The organism is Saccharothrix luteola, from assembly GCF_020859565.1.
Lineage (GTDB): Bacteria > Actinomycetota > Actinomycetes > Mycobacteriales > Pseudonocardiaceae > Actinosynnema > Actinosynnema luteola.
Genome location: NZ_JAJHUO010000038.1, coordinates 14534 through 29962, shown reverse-complemented (window position 1 = coordinate 29962; position 15429 = coordinate 14534). Strand labels below are relative to the sequence as shown.

Sequence of the window (15429 nt, the reverse complement as noted above, 5' to 3'; positions counted from 1 at the left end):
ACACAAAACACACCCCCCCCCTCCCCCCGGGGGGGGGGGGGCCCGCGCCCCCCCCCCCCCCCCCCCCCACTGCGCTGTCCGCACACCGTTTCGGGCCCACAGAGGGCGATCCGTCGGTATGGTCGACCCATGACCGTGCCGGGTGACTTAGTCGGCGGCGACCCAGCCGAGGTCGAACGCGGCTTGGACGCGTGGGTCGCCACGTTCGAGCGCAAGGCCGAGCGGTACCAGGAGCTCCAGCAGCGGGTCGACGGCGTGCGGATCAGCGCCACCAGCCCGAACGGCGTCGTCACGGTCACCGTGGACGCCGACGGCGCGCTCGTCGACGCCCGGTTCACCGACCAGTTCGCCCGCGGCACGCCCGACGAGCTGAGCCGCCAGCTGCTGATCGCGCTGGACCGGGCGAAGGCCCAGATCACCTCGCGCGTCCGCGAGATCGCCGGCGACACCCTCGGTGACGAAGGCGCCGAGCGGATCGCGGGCTACTACGCGCAGAAGTTCGCCGGGCCGGGCGAACCCGACCCGCCCACCGAGCCGCCGCGGCGCAGGCCGACCGACCACGACGACTTCGGTGAGGACTCCGTCTTCGACCAGAGCTGATCCGAAGGGGGATCATGGCCGGCTTCGAGGTGATCGGCGGCGACCTTCGCGCCCACGCGGGCAAGGTCGACGCCCACGCGGCGAGCCTGGGCACCGCGGCGGACGCCGCGGCACAGGTGATGCCCGACGGCGCCTACGGCGTCATCTGCCAGTTCCTGCCGCCGTTGTTCAACGACGTGGAAGCCCTCGCGCACGAGGCGCTCAAGGCCGCCCGCGAAGGCCTCGGGGCCGTGGCCGAGAACCTGCGCCACACGGCCGACGACTACGACGCCGAGGACGCGGCGGCCGTGCGCGGCTTCGCCGCCATCGAAGGCGGCCTGCGGTGACCGGCAACCCGTTGGTCGCGCCGGTGCGCGACTCGACCCGGTCCTACACCGGCATCGGCATCGCCGAATCGGTCAGCGACCTGGTGCAGGGCATCGAGAGCGGCAACTGGGTCGACATCGGGCTGGGCGCGGCGGGCACCGGCCTGGAAGCGCTGAGCGTCGTCATGGACCCGTTCGGCTCGGTGGCCTCCAGCCTCGTCTCGTTCATCATCGAGCACGTGGGTCCGCTGAGGGAGGCGCTGGACAAGCTCGCGGGCAACGCCGACGTCGTGGCGGCGCACTCCCGGACGTGGAAGAACATCGCGACCGCCGTCGGCGAGGTGCACACCGCGTACGGCGCCGAGCACACCGCGGACACCGCCGCGTGGGCGGGCAAGGCGGCCGACGCCTACCGCGCCCGCGCCGCCGACACCGTGGCGGTGATCGGCGCGGCGGCCCAGGCCGCCTCCGGTCTCGGCAGCGCGGTGGAGCTGGCCGGCGTGGTCGTCGGCGTGGTCCGCGAGACGGTGCGCGACCTGATCGCCGACCTGGTGGGACGCCTGGCGGTGTGGGCGGCGGAAGCGCTGACCATCATCGGCCTGCCCGCCGCCGCGGTCCAGGCCTCGGCCGCCGCCGCCAAGTGGGCGGCGCGGATCGCGCAGCTCGTCAAGCAGCTCGTGCGCACCATGCAGAAGCTGATGCCCCTGCTGCGCCGCCTGGGCGAGCTGTTCAAGCAGATCCGCAAGAAGATGGACGACCTGCGGCGCGGCGGCAACGGCGGGAAGCCGCCGGAGGGCCCCGGCAAGAAGCCGACGCCGAGCGGCGACGGACCCACCGGGCCGTCCCGCTCCCCCGACCCGGACGCCGAGCCCGGCGGGACGCGCACCGAGATCGACCCGAAGCACGACGCGGACACCAAGCGGTCGCTGCAACGGGAGAACGAGTCGGCGACCACCCTCGCCCGGGCCGGGTACGACGTCGAGCAGAACCCGCACGTCCCGGGAGCCAAGAACCCGGACTACCGGATCGAGGGCCGGATCTTCGACAACATCGCGCCGGTCACGAGCAGTCCGCGCAACATCCACAGCCGGATCGCGGAGAAGGTCGAGGACGGCCAGACCGACCGGGTCGTGGTCAACCTCGCCGACAGCCCGGTCGACGTGGACGTGCTGCGCCGCCAGATGCACGACTGGCCGATCGAGGGCCTGAAGGAAGTCATCGTCATCGACAAGAACGGCGCCGTGGTTCACTTGTACCCGTAGCCCGCGACAGAGGATTGCCCAGTGTCCATTTCGTACAGTCTCGCGCTCGCCACGCCGCACCCGGTCGGGCAGGTCGCCGACGCGTTGCGCGACGTCGGCGTCGCCGCCGGGCTGCTCGACCCGGTCGTCACCGGCCACCGCTTGCTCGGCGAGGACGCGGTGACGACCGGCGGCACGTGGTTGCGCGTCGTGGAGGACAAGCCCAAGCCGTGGAACCCGGTGTTGGACGTCCTGGGCGCCACGCCCACCGCGCGCGTCGCCTACCGCTTGGCCAAGACCGACATCGGCCGCCAGCAGGGCGAAGTCGTCCGCCTGACGGCCGGGCTGCTGGCTAGGGTCCCGGGCGACGCGGTGCTGCACCACGACTTCGAGACGATCTGGCTGGTGCGACGCGGCGGTGAGCTGCTGCTCAACGACCGCGACGACCTCTGGCCGCCCGACCGCCTCGCCCTCCTCGGCCGGCCCTACCGCCGCGAGACCACGGTGTTCCCGGAGGAGTGAGCTGTCGGGAACAGCGCGGTGATGTCCAAGCCGCCGGTCGGACGCGCGGTGTTCAACAGCCGGCCGCCGTGCGCCTCCACGACGGCGCGCACGATCGACAGGCCGAGGCCCAGCCCCGGGCCGTCGGCGCGGGTGTGCGTCGCCGTCCCGCGGACGAATGGTTCGAACAGCTCGTCCACCGCGTCCGGGTCGACGTGCGGGCCGGTGTTGGCGATGCGCAGCCGGGCGTGCCCGGCGGTCGTGCCGGTGGTCACGGTGACGTGGCCGCCCTTGTCGTTGTAGCGCACGGCGTTGTCGACCAGGTTGCCGACCATGCGGTCCAGCAGGACGGGGTCGCCGGTGATCGGCGCCGGGCACAGGTCGGTGCGCAGCTCGACGTCCCCGGGCGCGAGGTCGACGAGGTCGGCCACGACGTCCGCCAGGTCGATCGCGTGCTGCCTGGCCGGCCCGGTGTGGCAGCGGGCCAGGGTGAGCAGGCCGTCCAGCGTGCGTTGGCTGTGCACGATCGCGTCGCGCACGTCACCGGCCATGACCAGCAGCTCGTCGACGCCGGGACGGCCGTCGAGCGTCACGTCGATGGCGGTGCGCATGGTGGTCAGCGGTGTGCGCAGCTCGTGGGCGGCGTTGGCGACGAACATGCGTTGACCGTGCAGCAGCCGGTCGCGGTCGGCGATGCCCGACTGGATGCGGTCGAGCATGCCGTTCACCGTGTCCGCCAACGTGGCCAGCTCGTCCGCGGGCGTGGTCACCGGCACCCGTTCGGACAGGTTCTCCGCCGACAGCCGCCGGGCGGTGCCGGAGATGGCCCGGATCGGCCGCAGCACCCGCCCCGCCACCAGCCAACCGAGCACGGCGGCGAGCAGGGTGACGACCGCGAGGGCGATCGCGGACCGGGTCAGCAGCTGCGCCAGGATCTCGTCGTGCAGCCGGTCGATGGTCTCGAACGCCGCCGCCGCCTCGGCCGGGGGCCGCTCTCCGGTGCCGCCGAACGTGATGAGCAGCTTCGGCCGGCCCTCCAGACCGCGGCGCACGAGGACGTACGTGAGCGCGGCGAGCACCACCCCGGCGGCGAAGACCAGTGCGGTGTAGAGGATCGCGAGCCGCCCTCGGGCGGAGACCGGCACCTTCACGGCTCGATCCGGTAACCCGCGCCGGTCACGGTGTGGACGACCGGCGGCTCGCCGAGCTTGCGCCGCAACGTGCCCACGGTGATCCGCACCGCATTGGTGAACGGGTCGGCGTGCTCGTCCCACACCTTGTCCAGCAACGCCTCCGCGCTCACCACCGCGCCGCCGGCGGCCAGGAGTTGTTCCAGCACACCGAACTCCTTCGGGGTCAGGTGCAGCAGCCGGCCACCGCGCTCGACGGTGCGCCGGGCAGGGTCGAGCACGACGTCGGCCGCGCGCAGCACCGCCGGCCGGGCGGGGCCGGTGCGGCGGGCCAGGGCGCGCACGCGGGCGACCAGCTCGGTGAACGCGAACGGCTTGCCCAGGTAGTCGTCCGCGCCGAGGCCGAGCCCGTCCACCCGGTCCTGCACCGCGCCGGACGCGGTCAGCATCAGGATCCGCGAGGTGCCGAGCTCGGCCACCCGCCGGCACACGGTGTCCCCGTGCACCACCGGCAGGTCGCGGTCCAGCACCACCACGTCGTACGGGGCCAGGTCGACCTTCTCCAGGGCCGTGCGGCCGTCCAGCGCGACGTCGACCGCGCAGCCGTGCTTGCGCAGCCCGGCGGCGATGTAACCGGCCAGCGGCTGTTCGTCCTCCACCAGCAGCACCCGCACCGGCGCAGTGTCGCAGCCCGGACCTATGGAACACGTATGGCCGCGTGATCGGTTCCCCATCGGGGTCGGCCGGTAGTACTGACCACGACCGCACACCGCTCGTCGATGGGAGACGTGATGACCGGGACCACACCGTCGAGGCGGACTGTGCTCGGCGTGCTGGGCGCCGTGCCGCTGGCCGCGACCGGCGTGTTCGGCGGCACGGCCCACGCCTCGGCGCCCGCGCTGGAGGCGCGGATCCGGGCGATCGTCCACCGTCCCGCGTTCGCCCGATCCCGGTGGGGCATGGCCTTCCACGCGCCCGACACCGGTGAAGTCCTCTACGCGATGAGCCCGGACGAGTTGTTCGTCGCGGCGTCGGCGTTCAAGGTCTTCATCGCCGGCACGGCGTTCGAAGCGCTCGGCCCCGACCACCGGTTCCGCACCAGGGCGCACCGGACGGGCCCGGTCGTGCGCGGGGTGCTCCGCGGCGACCTGGTGCTGGTGGCGGGCGGCGACCTGCTGCTGTCCGGCCGCACCCGACCGGACGGCACGCCGGCCGTGCCCGAACCCGACCCCACCTACCCGGGCGGCACCGCGCTGCCGGACCCGCTGCGGGAGATCCGCGACCTGGCGCGGCAGGTGGCGGCGGGCGTCCGGCACGTCGAGGGCCGGGTCGTGGTGGACACCTCGCTGTTCCGCGAGGCGCGGGAAGGGATCGCGCTGGGCGGCGCCGAAATCACGGTGTCGCCGATGATGGTCAACGACCACGTCGTGCACGCCGTCGTGACGCCCGGCGCCACCGCCGGTGCGCCGGCCGTCGTGCGGGCGGCGCCGGACACCGGCTACGTGCGCTTCACGAGCCAGGTCACGACGGTGCCCGCGGCGGGACCGGTCCGCCCGCTCAAGGTCACCGACGACGTCACGCACCCCGACGGCACCCACACCGCCACGGTCACCGGCGACGTCGCGCTGGGCGGACCGCCGCGGCACGTGGCGTACTTCGTGCCGAGCCCGTCGCTGTTCGCCGCCACGGTGTTCGCCGAAGCGCTGCGCGAGCACGGTGTGCGCGTGCGGGGCGGTGTGTCGGCGGAGGCCGCGCCCGAGTGGCGGGGCGCCCCGCTGGCCGAGCACGTCTCGGTGCCGTTGGCGGAGGAGGTGAAGGTGATGCTCAAGGCCAGCTCCAACGTGCACACCGTCACGTTCCCGTACCTGGTGGGCGCGATCGCGGGGCGTGACCCGGTCACCTCGAAGGCGACGTACCAGCGGTACCGGCGCGAGCTGTTCCGCGCCGCGGGCCTGGACCCGGACCCGGTCGGCGCGGCGGACGGCAAGTACACCGCGCGCACGTTCACCAAGTTCCTGGCGCACATGAAGGAACGGCCGCACTTCGACCGCTACCACCGGGCGCTGCCCATCATGGGCCGGGACGGCACCATCGGCGGCAACCAGCCGACGTCGCCGGCCGCGGGCCACGTCTACGCCAAGACCGGCACCGGTGTCATGAGCGCGCCGAACGGCGGCGCGTCGGTCCACAAAGCCCTCGCCGGGTACATCGAGCTGCCGAACGGCCGGTGGCTCACCTTCGCCCAGTTCATGGCGCAGGAGACGGCCTCGGGCACCGGCCACGGCCTCGCCGGCCAGGCGCAGGAGGCGATGGCCGAGATCGCCACCGCCGTGTACGAGACGTTCGCCAGGAGCCCGCGATGACCCGTCCGACGTCACGACGATCCGTCCTGCTCGGCGCGCTGGCCGGTGGCGCGCTCGTGGCCGCACCTCGATCGGCCGACGCCACACCCGGTTCGGCCGACACCGCCGCGCCGAAAGACCTGCGCCCCGGCGGGGCCTTCGACCGGTTCGTCGCAGAACGGGCCGCGCGGGACGAGTTCTCCGGCACGGTGCTGCTCGCCCACCGCGGCCGACCCGTGCTGCTGCGCTCGCACGGCCTGGCCAACCGGGAACGGCGGCTGCCCAACGGCCCCGACACCGTCTTCTGCCTCGCGTCGATCACGAAGACCTTCATCGCGGTGGCCATCGCGCAACTGGTGCAGCAGGGCCGGATGACGTTCCACGACACCCTCGGCGCCCACCTCGACGGCTTCCCCGCCGAGATCGCCGACACCGTCACCGTGCACCACCTGCTGACCCACACGTCCGGCATCGGCAGGCCCGCTCTCGGCGTCGGCCCACCGCAGGGTCTGGAGTGGACCAGCCTCGACGAGGTCCAGGACGGAACCATGGCGATCATCCGCCGCACACCGCGGCAGTTCGCGCCCGGCACCCGCCACACCTACAGCAACGACGGGTTCTTCGTGCTCGGTGCGATCGTGGCACGGGTGTCCGGGCAGTCCGTGTTCGACTACGTCCGCCGGCACGTCTTCCGCCCCGCCGGGATGTCCCGCGCCGACTTCCACGGCCGACCGCGCGTGCAGACCGACGACACCATCGCCCGGCCCTACTGGACGCTGCCCTCCGGCGCCCGCGGCGACTTCATCACCACGCCGCACGCGCCGTTCAGCTACGGCCCGGCGGGCGGCGCGTACGCCACCGCGTCCGACCTGCTCGCCTTCGCCCGCGCGCTCACCGCCGACGAGCTGCTCGGCCCGGCGTTCACCGGACTCGTCACCGGCGGCAAGGTCGCCCTGCCGCCGGCGGACCCGCCCGGCCAGGCCGAGTTCTACGGCTACGGGTTCCGCCACACGGTCACCAACGGCCGGCGGGTCATCGGGCACTCCGGCAGCGGTCCCGGCGCGGCCACCCGGCTGGACGTGCACCCCGACCTCGGCTGGGTGGTGATCGTGGTGAGCAACTACGACACCAGCGTCAACCCGATCGTCGGCCTGGCCCGCCAACTCGTCACGGCGTAGTCCCGCGGGAGGCGGGCTGGTCGCGGAAGTCCGCGAGCAGCCCGTCGAGGACTTCGGCGAACGCGCCGGGCCGCACCAGCGGACCCAGGTGGTCCAGGTCCGGCACCTCGGCCACCCGTCCCGCGGGCAGTTCGGCGCACGCCGCCGCGAGCGAGTCGCCGCTCACCACCACCGACTCGCCGCCGCGCAGGAGCACCGTGGGGCACCGCACCGACGGCAACGCCTCCCGCCACGGGCACGAGATCGCGGTCCGGAACAGCTGCGCTTCCACCTCCGGCGCGCACCGCAACCGCACCCGGCCGTCCGGCTCCTCGGCCAGCCCCGACTCGACGTAGTCGGCGAGGACCTCCGGCGCGAGCCCGGACAGCGGCGGCCGGGCGGACCACCGGGCCAGCGCGTCGGCCCGGGACGGGAACACCGCGCGCCGCCGGGCCGCCGCCTCGGCGAAGGCCGGGTCGTGCCGGGTCGCGAGGATCGGCTCGAAGCAGACCAGCAGGTCGAACGTGCCCGGCGCCCGTGCTTCGGCCAGCAGCAACGACGTCGCGCCCAACGAGTGGCCGACGCCGATCAGCGGGCCGGCGGCCAGCGCGCGAGCGGCGTCGAGGACGTCGGCGGCGAAGACGCCCCAGTCCGCGTCCTCGGCCAACGGCGGCGCGCCACCGTGGCCGCGCAGGTCGAGGGCGGCGGCGCGCAACGGCGTCCGCAGGTTTTTCACACACGACCGCCAAAGGAGGCCGGTAAAGCCCGCCGCATGGCAGAACAATGCCGTCCGAATGGGCTCACGCTTTTGTTCGTGATCATTGAGGAAGTAAGGCGTGCACCCGGATAACGCGAGGTCGGCGACGTCGTCCACGGTTTCCCTTCGGAAGTCCGAGTCACGGGCTGGCGCGCCGAACGAACACCCTCTACGATCAGCGCCGGTAACGATCCAGATCGCCGGCAGGCGGGTGGTCGTCACCGATTTTCCGCACGACCACCACTGATTCACCGCGGTCGGATTCCACCATAGTGGAATGCACGACCGACGAGGCGGTCGGCGGCGATGCCACCGCCGCGCGCGGGCACCACCCCACCCATGTCGTGCTCGACCGGCGCAGCGCGGTGCCGCGTCTTGGCGATCCCCGTCGGTGAAGGGCGCAGTGTGAACCCGACCCCGGTACCGGGCCTGGTCTCGGTCGTCATGTTGGTCCGCAACCGCCTGGAGTACACGCGCCGGGCGTTGGCCTCGCTCGCCCGCGCGTCCGGCGAGTTCGAGATCGTGGTGGTGGACAACGGTTCCGACGACGGCACCGCCGAGCACCTGGCCGCGCTCGACCACCCCCGCGCGCTCACGGTCCTGCGCCACGAGGACGACCGCGGCGGCAGCGAACGGCGCAACGTCGGCGCGGCGGTGGCCCGCGGCGAGTTCCTGTTCTTCCTGGACAACGACGTGCTCGTCGACGACCCCGACGTGGTCGAGGTGCTGGCCGCCGAACTGGCCGCCGATCCCGGGCTCGGCGCGGTGTCGCCGTTGCTGCTCTACCCCGGCGACCGGGAGCTGGTGCAGTGCGCGGGCGGCGCGTCCACCGTCGACGGCCACATCGGACCCGTCGGGCGGGGCAAGCCCCTCGGCGCGGAGCACCGCGCGCACCGCGACCAGTCGTGGGCGCCCACCGCCGCGCTGATGGTGCGGCACAGCTCGTTCCGCCGGGTCGGCGGGTTCGACGAGTCGTTCGACCCGGTCTCGCTGTGCGAGGACGTCGACCTGTGCTGCCGCCTGCGTGCCGACGGCGAACGGCTGCGCTACGTCGGGTCCGTGGCGATGCGGCACTTCGAGGGCACCACGTTCAACCACGTCGGCCACGACAAGCTGCCCATCTGGAAGCGCCACATGCGGGTGATCCGCAGCCGGTGGGCCGAGGTCTTCGCGACCGGTCCGGCGCACCCGGCCGCAGACCTGGCGTGGGTGCCGGTCGAGAAGGACTACTCCGACCTCGACCGGCCGCGCGTGTCGGCGCCGCGCGACCCGGATCCCGCCTCGGCCGACCTCAGCTTCTTCGCCAGCGACCGCGCGCTGGCCACCGCCGAACCCGCCGACGTGCGCGTCCTGGTCGTCGGCACGGACGCGGTGCCGGCGGTGCGCGGCGTGCGCGTGGTCGGCGTGGCCGATCCCGATGTGCGCGCGCTGCTGACCGCCGCACGCGTGCACGGTGCGCCGTGGGCGTTGCGTGACGGCGCACGACTGGTGGAGACCGTTCCGGCGGAGGGTGTCGTGGTGGGTGCGCCGGACACGGCGGCGGTGCTGACCGCGTTGCGCCGAGGCCTGCACGTGCTGCTGGGCAAGCGCGCCGTGGACGAACTGGCACGCCTGGTCGAGGCCGCGCGCCAGGCGTCCGGCCGGTGTTCGGTCGACCTGCCCTGGGCGCACCACCCGGAGTTGGTCGAGTTGGGCAAGGCCGTCGCCGAAGGCGGGACCGAGGGCTTCGCGGTGCGCCTGGACCGGCCCGAGGGCCACGACGTCGTCACCGAACTCGGCCCGGACGCGCTGGACGCCGTAGAACGGGTGCTCGGCGTGCACGTGACCGACGTGCGGACCGTCGAGGCGACCCGGTCCCGGGTGCGGGCCGAGGCCGTGGCGGGCGGGGTGACCGGGACGATCGAGCTCGGCTGGGGCGAACCCCGGTTCCACTTCTCCACCACGGGTGCGGCCGCGGACCTGGTGGCGCCGCCGGTGAGCGGCGCGTACGCGGACTTCGTCGGCGCGCTGCGCGGCGGACCGGCGCCGTTGACCGAGCTGGACGCCGTCGCCGGCCTGTTCGACGTGGTGCTGGAGTGGCGTTCGGAAGTGGCCGCGCTCCGCACGACCCCGTGACGTTCCCGCCCTCGGGCGGCCCGAGCAGGAAGGGCCTGGGATGAACCTGGTCGACGTGCTGCGCGCCGGAGCCGACGCCGGGGGCTGGCTGGACCGGCCCGCCTACGAGGTCGACGGCGCCGTGCTGACGCACGCCGAGGTGTACGCCGGTGCGGGCCGCGTCGCCGGGGCCCTGGCCGGTGCCGGGGTGCGGCCGGGCGACCGGGTCGCGCTCGTGCTCGACGACGGGCCGGACTTCGTCCTGGCGTTCCTCGGCGCCGCGCACGCGGGCGCCGTGGCCGTGCCGGTCAATCCCCGGCTGCACCCCGACGAACTGCGCCACGTGCTGCGTGCCGCCGGGCCTGCCCTGGTCGTCGGCCGACCGGGCTTCTCGGCGGCCGGGTTCCCGGTGACCACCTTCGCCGAGCTCGACGGCGCGGAGCCGATCCCCGTCGTGCCGCGTGCGGTCGACGACCAAGTGTACGCGACGTTCACCTCGGGCACGACCGGCGTGCCCCGCCTGTGCCCGCAGCTGCACGGCGACCCGGTCATCCACCACCGCTCGTTCGCCGTGCCCGCGCTGGAACTGGGGCCGGACGACGTCGTGCACTCGGTGTCCAAGATGTACTTCGCCTACGGCTTGAGCAATTCCCTGTTCTTCCCGCTGCTCAGCGGCAGCCGCGTGGTGCTGAACCCGGAGGCGCCGCTGGTGGACGACGTGCTGGCGATCGTGGACAAGTACGACGTCACCGCCCTGTTCGCCGTGCCGACGTTCTACGGCAGGCTCATCGCCCACCCCGGCAGCGACCGCCTGGCGAAGCTGCGCATCGCCGCGACCGGTGGCGAAGTCCTCTCCACCGCGCTCGAAGAACGCCTGATGGAGGTCCTCGGCGACCGCCTCCTCAACGGCATCGGCACCACGGAGGTCGGCCAGGCGTTCACCCACAACACCCGGTCGGCGCGCCGCGTCGGCACCGCGGGACGTCCCCTGCCGCCGTACGAAGTGCGCGTGGCGGACGACCAGGGCCGCCCCGTCGAGCCGGACGTGGTCGGCCGCCTCCAGGTGCGCGGCCCGACGATCACGCTCGGCGTCCACGAGGACGGCACGGCGAAGCGCACCGACGACTGGTACGCCACCGGCGACCTGGCCTCGATCGACCACGACGGCTACGTGACCGTCACCGGTCGCCTGGACGACATCGAGAACGTGGGCGGCATCAAGATCCACCCGTTGGCGGTCGAACACCTCCTGGCCAGTCACGACCTGGTGCGTGAAGCGGCGGTCTGCGCGGTCGCCAACGACGACGGATCGGTCCAACTGCGCGCCTACGTCGTCCGTGTCGACGGCACGCTCGACGACGCCGACCTGGCCGACGAGCTGGTCGCCCTGGCCCGCCGGCACCTGACCGCGTACAAGGTCCCGCGCGGGGTCGTCTTCGTGCCCGCCCTGCCGCGCACCGGCTCGGGCAAGCTGCGCCGCCACGTCGTGCGGACCTGGCGACCCTGACCCGGATCGGGTGTCACATTCGTCGCCCTCGTGACGACGAATCACGTGTACACCCCGGGCAGAGAGGTCGACCACCCATGACGCGAACCAGTGGCGATGTGCGGGCACCCGGCGGCGTCCCGCCCACGGTCGGCGACGTCGACCGGATCGCCGCGCACGCCGACCCCGTCGTCCGCAACCTCCTGATCACCCACTGCTACCACGAGCTGTCCCGGGCGCTGGCCGACCGCACCGGCGGGTCCGCGAACTGGTGCACGTTCGCCGTGTGGGCGTCAAAGCAGGTCGGCCGGACCATCCGGCAGGAAGACCTGGCCCGCACGCTGGAGCGGATGCTGGAGTCCTCGCCCGAGGCGGCTGCCGCCGTGGACCTGCTGGTGCGCAGCCTGCGGCGGGCCGTCCCGGGCCACGTCCTCGGCAACGCCGAGCGGCTGGTGCGCCAGGCCGTGCTGACCACCGCCCGGCTCGACGCCGCCGGTGACGCCGCGGCGCGCGGGAACCTGAAGGTCTTCGAGGAGATCGCCCGCGAGTTCGCCCGCTTCCTGGTCGAGTCCGCCGACGACGTCGACGCGTTCTGCGCCGCGCTGCGCCCCGGCGAGCCGCCCGAGGGCCAGCGCTACCTGCGACAGGCGTTCACCCGCTACCACCAGGCGATGTCCGCGGTCGAGGAGAAGGAGCGGGCCGAGCTCCTGCTCCTGGCCAACGTCGAGATCGGCCTGCACGAGCAGACCCGCCTCCAACCGGAGATCACCGCCGCGCTCCAGGCGCCGGTCATCGACCCGGGCGAGCTCGAACGACGGCTGCTCGACCTGCTGCTGCCCGGCAACCGCGTGGTCAAGTGGCTGCGGCGCGTGCTGCTGACCGTGCTCGGCCGACGCACGCCCGTGCGCCTGGCCGGCGAGCACCTGGCCGAGCTCGCCCGTGCGCTGGTCCGGCGAGCGGTCACCGAGCACCTGATGACGCTGGCCCTGCCGGGCGGCGACGTGCTCGACCTCGGCGAGGACCTCCCCGCCCGGTTCCCGCCGCTGCTCGCCCGGCTGTCGCACCCCGAGCTGCTCGCGCTGCTGGCGACCGTCGACCCGACCTCCGACAGCCTCCTCGACACCGCCGCCCGCGACTGGTCCGACCTGCCCGACCGGATGCACTACATCGCCGACATGTTCCGCTGCCACGCCCTCCGGGCCGACCTGCTCGACCCGCCGTTCACCCCCGAGCAGGTCGCCGAATTCACGAACGGTCGTCGCCCGACCGGGCCTCTCTAGTGCTCTGACCGCATAGGTTCGCCGGGTCGGTGGTCCGGGCGGTTGGATGTGCGGTGACGTTCGATCCGACTGCTGGGGGTGTGGTGGCTGAGCCTGCCCGTGTGCGCGGACTGACCGACCAGGAAGGTCAGAAGCTGCAGCAGATCGTGCGCCGGGGAAGCACCAGTCCGGTGCGGTACCGGCGCGCGATGATGCCGCCGGCTTCGGCTGGCGGCAACCGGGTGCCGGTGATCGCGAAGCTGGTGCAGGCTGACGAGGACACCGTCCGGGATGTGATCCACCGGTTCAACGAGATCGGCCTGGCCTGCCTGGACCCTCGGTGGGAGGGAGGCCGTCCCCGCCTGCTCAGCACTGACGACGAGGACTTCGTCGTGCAGACGGCCACCACCCGCCCGACCAAGCCGGGGCAGCCCTTCACCCGCTGGTCCATCCGCGAACTCGCCGCCTACCTGCGGAAAGTGCGCGGCCGCGTGATCCGGATCGGCCGGGAGGCGTTACGGTGCGTGCTCGCCCGCCGCAGCGTCACCTTCCAGCGCACCGAGACGTGGAAGGAGTCGCCCGGCCCCGAGCGCGACGCCAAGCCGGACCGCATCGAGCAGGTGCCGGCGCGCTTCCCGGACCGTGTCTTCGCGTTCGACGAGTTCGGGCCACTCGGCATCCGGCCCACCGCTATGCGTTCTGGGGCAACCCGATCGAGGCCCACCTCGGACCGCTGCGGCAGTTCACCGTCGGACCTCCTCGCGGCCCAGCGCAAGGAACGTGCCCGGATCCGCAGCGAGAAGGGCATCCGCTGGGGCGGCAGACCCATCACCGCCGCGGCCTGAACGAACAACAGCACAGCCGCACCACGACGTGCCTTGCGAGGAGCACCGCATGGACCACCAAGACGTTCAGGCCGCCGTGGCGGAGATGCTGGAGGTACTGGGGCCTCGTACGGGCGAGGACTGGACGGTGCCGGCCGGCCCGCTGGAGTGGAGCTGCCGGCAGACGGCCGCGCACATCGGCCACGACCTGCTGGCCTACGCGGGCCAGCTCGCCGCGAGCCCGGCCGACGCCTACCTCCCCTTCGATCTGCGCGTGCGACCCACCGCCTCGCCTGCCGAGGTCCTGCAGGTGGCCGCCGCCTGCGGCGGGCTACTCGGCAGCGCGCTGGCCACCGCCGACCGGTCCCTGCGGGCCTGGCACTGGGGCCCGTGCGACCCGACAGGGTTCGCAGCGATGGGCGTCGCCGAGATCCTGCTGCACACCCACGACATCACCCGCGGATTGGGCGTGGACTGGCTGCCGCCGGCACCGCCATGCGCGGCCGTGCTCGACCGACTGTTCCCCGACGCCCCGCCCGGCGAGTCCGTCCGAGTGCTGCTGTGGTGCACCGGACGCGGAGACCTGGACGGTCTACCCCGCCGGACGTCGTGGGTGTGGAAGGCGGCGCTGCCCGACTGAGCGCACTCGACCCGGTGAACCTCCGCGGCCACAGCACCAGGCGCTTCGCCGCGGTTGCGCGTCGCGGCCCCTCCGATGACCATCTGGCACGGGCCGTTGACGCAGTCGAGCGGGCCCGGGGAGGGTCCGTGGCGGCTTCCACGGCGGCGCTGCTGGCGGGTCTGGCGATGTTGATCGCGGGCGCCGAGCTCGTCGTGCGCCAGGGCACCGCGCTCGCCGCCCGGTTCGGCGTGAGCCCGCTCGTGGTCGGCATGACCGTCGTCTCGCTGGGCACCAGCCTGCCCGAGCTGGCCATCGGCATCAACGCCGCCGGACAGGGCAACGCCGGTCTCGCGGTGGGCAACATCGTGGGCACGAACCTGGTCAACCTCCTGCTCATCCTCGGGTTGAGCGCGCTGATCCGACCGGTCGTGTTCGAACACCGGACGCTGCGCTTCGACCTGCCGATCATGGCCGGCGCCGCGGTCCTGCTCCTCGTGCTGGCGCTCGACGGCTCCCTCACGAACACCGACGGGGTGTGGCTGTGCGTCTACGGCGCCGCCTACCTCGGACTGATGGTCGTCCACACCAGACGGCAAGCGGCGGCGTCGAAAGGCGAGCCGGCCGCCACGGCGAGCGCCCGTGCCCGACCGGTGGGTCTCCAACTGCTCCTGCTGGTCGCGGGCCTGGCCGTCATCGTCATCGGGTCGGAGTTCCTCGTGGACGGCGCGGTGCGGATCGCCCGCATCTGGGGTGCGAGCGACACGTTCATCGGCCTGACCGTGGTCGCGATCGGCACCTCGGCGCCCGAACTCGTCACCACGATCGTGTCCACCTTCCGCGGTGACCGCTCGCTCGCCCTGGGGAACCTGCTCGGCTCCAGCGTGTTCAACATCGCGCTCATCCTCGGGCCGACCATCCTCGCCGCACCGGGGCCCGTCCCGGTGCCCGACGACGTGCTGGCCCTGGACATGGTCCTCATGGTCGCCACCGCCCTCGTGTGCGTGCCCGCCTTCTTCACCCGCAGACGGCTGAGCCGCGTCGAGGGCGGCGCCTTCGTGGCGGCCTACCTCGTCTACACGGCCTGGCTGCTCACGACGCGGCTGTGAGCCCG

At 73.3% G+C, this 15429-nt stretch carries 15 protein-coding genes; 12 read left to right on the top strand and 3 right to left on the bottom strand.

All coding sequences use genetic code 11. The annotated features are described in order from the left end of the window. The first annotated feature begins 129 nt into the window (after positions 1-129). The 4 genes from LNK82_RS39700 to LNK82_RS39685 are packed head-to-tail and all read left to right on the top strand — an operon-like array spanning position 130 to position 2668. A complete protein-coding gene (locus LNK82_RS39700) occupies positions 130-600 on the top strand; it encodes a YbaB/EbfC family nucleoid-associated protein (RefSeq protein ID WP_230572023.1) in 471 nt (156 codons plus the stop codon). A gap of 14 nt (positions 601-614) precedes the next feature. Further along, positions 615-926 (top strand): type VII secretion target, encoded by a 312-nt coding sequence (locus tag LNK82_RS39695; RefSeq protein ID WP_230572022.1) that lies wholly within the window; start codon positions 615-617, stop codon positions 924-926. Beyond that, positions 923-2167, top strand: coding sequence for a CdiA C-terminal domain-containing protein (locus LNK82_RS48040; protein WP_230572021.1), 1245 nt, complete (start codon positions 923-925; stop codon positions 2165-2167). Before LNK82_RS39695 ends, LNK82_RS48040 begins: the two co-directional genes overlap by 4 nt. 21 nt (positions 2168-2188) lie before the next feature. Beyond that, positions 2189-2668: a SitI3 family protein gene (locus tag LNK82_RS39685; protein ID WP_230572020.1), complete on the top strand. Its 480-nt coding sequence runs from the start codon at positions 2189-2191 to the stop codon at positions 2666-2668. On the opposite strand, the gene LNK82_RS39680 is transcribed toward LNK82_RS39685, so the two are convergent. Both LNK82_RS39680 and LNK82_RS39675 read right to left on the bottom strand, forming a co-directional pair. Further along, positions 2632-3798, bottom strand: a complete 1167-nt coding sequence (locus tag LNK82_RS39680) for a sensor histidine kinase (RefSeq protein ID WP_230572019.1) — start codon at positions 3796-3798, stop codon at positions 2632-2634. The genes LNK82_RS39685 and LNK82_RS39680 overlap by 37 nt on opposite strands. Continuing rightward, complete coding sequence (locus tag LNK82_RS39675) at positions 3795-4451, bottom strand: response regulator transcription factor (protein ID WP_230572018.1); 657 nt, start codon at positions 4449-4451, stop codon at positions 3795-3797. The genes LNK82_RS39680 and LNK82_RS39675 overlap by 4 nt, the downstream gene beginning before the upstream one ends. 117 nt (positions 4452-4568) lie before the next feature. On the opposite strand from LNK82_RS39675, the gene dacB reads away from it, so the two are divergent. Continuing rightward, a complete protein-coding gene (dacB, locus tag LNK82_RS39670; protein WP_230572017.1) occupies positions 4569-6140 on the top strand; it encodes a D-alanyl-D-alanine carboxypeptidase/D-alanyl-D-alanine endopeptidase in 1572 nt (523 codons plus the stop codon). Then, positions 6137-7297 (top strand): serine hydrolase domain-containing protein, encoded by a 1161-nt coding sequence (locus tag LNK82_RS39665; RefSeq protein WP_230572016.1) that lies wholly within the window; start codon positions 6137-6139, stop codon positions 7295-7297. Before dacB ends, LNK82_RS39665 begins: the two co-directional genes overlap by 4 nt. Here the strand turns inward: LNK82_RS39665 and LNK82_RS39660 are convergent. Beyond that, positions 7287-8150 (bottom strand): alpha/beta fold hydrolase, encoded by an 864-nt coding sequence (locus tag LNK82_RS39660; RefSeq protein WP_372470775.1) that lies wholly within the window; start codon positions 8148-8150, stop codon positions 7287-7289. The genes LNK82_RS39665 and LNK82_RS39660 overlap by 11 nt on opposite strands. A 288-nt stretch (positions 8151-8438) precedes the next feature. Here LNK82_RS39660 and LNK82_RS39655 point away from each other — a divergent pair, with 288 nt between their 5' ends. The 6 genes from LNK82_RS39655 (at position 8439) to LNK82_RS39630 (ending at position 15424) form a co-directional block, all read left to right on the top strand. Continuing rightward, positions 8439-10148, top strand: coding sequence for a glycosyltransferase (locus LNK82_RS39655; RefSeq protein ID WP_230572014.1), 1710 nt, complete (start codon positions 8439-8441; stop codon positions 10146-10148). A gap of 40 nt (positions 10149-10188) precedes the next feature. Further along, positions 10189-11634: a class I adenylate-forming enzyme family protein gene (locus LNK82_RS39650; protein WP_230572013.1), complete on the top strand. Its 1446-nt coding sequence runs from the start codon at positions 10189-10191 to the stop codon at positions 11632-11634. A gap of 77 nt (positions 11635-11711) precedes the next feature. After that, positions 11712-12893 carry a hypothetical protein gene (locus LNK82_RS39645; RefSeq protein WP_230572012.1) on the top strand — a complete coding sequence of 394 codons (1182 nt, stop codon included), beginning with the start codon at positions 11712-11714 and terminating at the stop codon, positions 12891-12893. Positions 12894-12946: 53 nt separating this feature from the next. Further along, complete coding sequence (locus tag LNK82_RS39640; protein ID WP_230572011.1) at positions 12947-13717, top strand: helix-turn-helix domain-containing protein; 771 nt, start codon at positions 12947-12949, stop codon at positions 13715-13717. Between the two features lie 49 nt (positions 13718-13766). Continuing rightward, positions 13767-14336, top strand: a complete 570-nt coding sequence (locus LNK82_RS39635; protein ID WP_230572010.1) for a maleylpyruvate isomerase N-terminal domain-containing protein — start codon at positions 13767-13769, stop codon at positions 14334-14336. A 128-nt stretch (positions 14337-14464) separates the two neighbouring features. Then, complete coding sequence (locus LNK82_RS39630; protein WP_230572009.1) at positions 14465-15424, top strand: calcium/sodium antiporter; 960 nt, start codon at positions 14465-14467, stop codon at positions 15422-15424. The last annotated feature ends 5 nt before the right edge of the window (positions 15425-15429 follow it).